Here is a 2,915-nt window from a genome sequence, read left to right as displayed (position 1 = left end):
AAAGTAAATTTAATAATTCAGCCGAAAGAGTGAGAATATGTCTTTCAAGAGAATAAAATGGATTGATACATGCAAGGGGATAGGTATTATATTAGTAATTATTGGTCATACTCCTATCGATCCAACAGCTAGAAGTATTATCTATGCATTCCATATGCCCCTATTCTTCTTTATCTCAGGATACTTTTTTTCAGAAAATAGATATAAAAATCTAAAAGAAATAACTGTTTCAAAGTTTAAATCGTTGATTATTCCTTATATTTCTTTTTCAATTATTTCTTTTTTCCTTCTTAATTATCTGTTTGATCAACCAGTTGCTGTAAGAGTTTTTCTTGAACAAATGATTATTTCCAAAAGAAATAGTATTTCCTATGATGATCCAATTTGGTTTTTAACCTCTTTATTTACCATTGAAATTCTTTATTACCTTTTGGTAAAGTTCTCACAAAAATTATATATACGTTTGCTATCTGTCATCCTTATAGGGTTTACCTCAAGCATAGTATTGAAGGTTTTTGCTGGCGGGAGTATATTACCTTGGAGTTTAGATCAATCACTTTACTATTTGATATATTTTGGGATTGGCCACTATATTAAAGGAATAAATTTCTTTGAAAAAAATAAGACTAAGTCATTTATTATTACTTTTAATTCTATACTTTTCCTTGCACTTATCTCTTATCAAGAAATTTATTATAGCTTCTGGAATCTTTTAGGTCTCCCATCAAGTTTGATTTCAATAATCGATGGGATTATTTGGGCTATATTAGGGATATCTTTTGTCATTATAATTTCACAATTTTTATCTTTAATATCTGTGCTAAACTTCCTTGGAAAAAATTCTCTTATACTAATGTCCTTGCACATTCCCTTAGGTTTTAATTTCTACAATACCTTTGTAAGAGCAAGGCTAAATATTGAGATACCAAATTTAAATCTATTTGGTATTATAGTAACCCTATGTGCAATTTTAATTTTAATTCCCACTTGTTTAATAATTAATAGATTCTTTCCATTTGTTCTAGGGAGAAATATGACTATCTATCCTTTGAATAACCCATCGAAATAAACATGACAAATACACTGATACCAACAAATTTGAGTCTGATTTCTTTCCAAAAACAGTTTTCGACCGAATAAACACTCCAAGAATCATTTGATGTAAGGGTGCTTATTTTTTGTATATAGTGGGAATGATCAAAATGGAAAACCCATATCAAAATGAATTTGATATGGGTTTTCCATAATTATATTTCAACCTCTAATAAAAATTCCTAACTTACTGATTAATAAAATTATAAAACTCTTGTGCGAAAAAACCAATTTTAGCTGCCCATGCTTCATCTGAAGCATATTGGTGCCAACTATTGTCATTCCTCATATTATCTATAGTTGGCTGAAAATATGGGAATTTTTCATCTGTATCCCAATCTCTTATTGGATAGTTCCTGCTTATCCAAGATGCACCAGCGATAATACCTCCCTCGGGAGTATCATAGGTATAAGCTCCTTCAGCAGGTTTTGAGTCAATCGCTCCAATTCCATAGAAATTGTATTTGTTTTTTGAAATACTTGAATTACCCCAACCTGTTTCATGCCCAGAATGAGCTAGTAAGTAAATTGCATTTAATCCACTTTGCTCTTGTGCCGCCAAATATGCCCAACCCAAACCTGTCATAGTTGTTACTTTACCGGACGTTTTATATTGTATAAATCTATTAATCTGATCAGCAGTAACATTTGCCTTTGTATTTAGAGGAGTAAAGATATTTACTTGATTGGTTACTGTGCCAACTTTGGAAACTTCATATTTTATGACGTTATACCCTTGGTTTGAACCTTTTTCTAAAGCACCCCAAATCCATCCTCTTTGTCCCGATACTGTTTGAACATAATACCATTCGTTATAAGTAGAATCCGAGGTAGTCACATGATCAAGTAAATATAAGGACGTCCCTGATGGTATCGAACCAATATTAGAACTTAAAACTGAAGATGAACTTCTTAAGGTTCTAGCTTCTTTGACGAGCCATAGGTCTTCTTTTAAGCTCGTTTCAAGATAATCTTTATGAACCCAACCCGATCTGCCATCTTGAGTGGCTATTCTAGCCGCGTATTTAGTCTCATCTAATACATTGACTAGATCTCCATAACCAAGTTCAAAATATCTAGTATAACTTGGATTATACAAAGTTAAATGAATATTATAATCGGCTAATTCGTTATAACTTCTATAGGCTGGAAGTTTAATAGATGATACGAATTTAGGATAGTTTCCATTATAAATAAATATAGTTGAATTTAGTGTCGAGGTGGCTCCATTTATTCCAGTTCCTTTTACAGTTAAAGTATGTTGTCCTTCGGTGAACTGTAAGGTATTAAGCGCAAACTGGTATCCAGAGTTTGTAATTTGATATTCTGGATATGCTTGAAATACATCAGTTCGAGCTCGTCCATACTGAGCCTGACCACTATACTTTCCATCAATAAAAACCTCAACCATTGATACTCCACTCATATCTAAAAACCAACCGCTTATGTCTATTTCCCCTTTTACCGAGGAACCATTCTTCGGAGTATCAATATATCCCCTTGGTAGTTGATTTTCAACATTTAATGTAGTGGTTACAAGATTGGTGGCTCCGTTATTTCCAGTTTCTTTTACAGTTAATGTGTGCTGACCGTTTATTAGATTCTTGGTATTTAGAGTGAATTTGTACCCTGAATTGGCATTTTGATATTCTGGATAAACTTTCGCTACGTCGGTTCGAATATCACCATACCGGGCTTCCCCCATGCTTTTCCCATCAATCAATATTTCAATCTTGGACACACCGCTCAGATCTAAAAACCAACCGCTTATGTCTATTTCCCCTTTTACCGAGGAACCATTCTTCGGAGTATCAATATATCCC

2 protein-coding genes are annotated in these 2,915 nt (G+C 33.0%); one reads left to right on the top strand and one right to left on the bottom strand.

The window, feature by feature from the left end:
• Positions 1 to 37 precede the first annotated feature (37 nt).
• Positions 38 to 1,069, top strand: coding sequence for an acyltransferase family protein (locus V7124_RS26150; protein WP_335494895.1), 1,032 nt, complete (start codon positions 38 to 40; stop codon positions 1,067 to 1,069).
• A 210-nt stretch (positions 1,070 to 1,279) separates the two neighbouring features.
• Here V7124_RS26150 and V7124_RS26145 read toward each other — a convergent pair.
• Positions 1,280 to 2,915, bottom strand: a 1,636-nt coding sequence (locus tag V7124_RS26145; protein WP_335494892.1) for an Ig-like domain-containing protein, incomplete at its 5' end; no start/stop codon positions are given.

This window comes from Neobacillus niacini (genome assembly GCF_036961885.1).
In the GTDB taxonomy this organism is placed as follows: domain Bacteria; phylum Bacillota; class Bacilli; order Bacillales; family Cytobacillaceae; genus Neobacillus; species Neobacillus niacini_H.
The sequence above is the reverse complement of the archived record's forward strand: the minus strand, read 5'-3'. Positions and strand labels throughout refer to the sequence as shown.

Coding starts and splice junctions, on each gene's coding strand:
- V7124_RS26150 (WP_335494895.1), top strand. CDS start 38: ATGTCTTTCAAGAGAATAAAATGGATTGATACATGCAAGGGGATAGGT.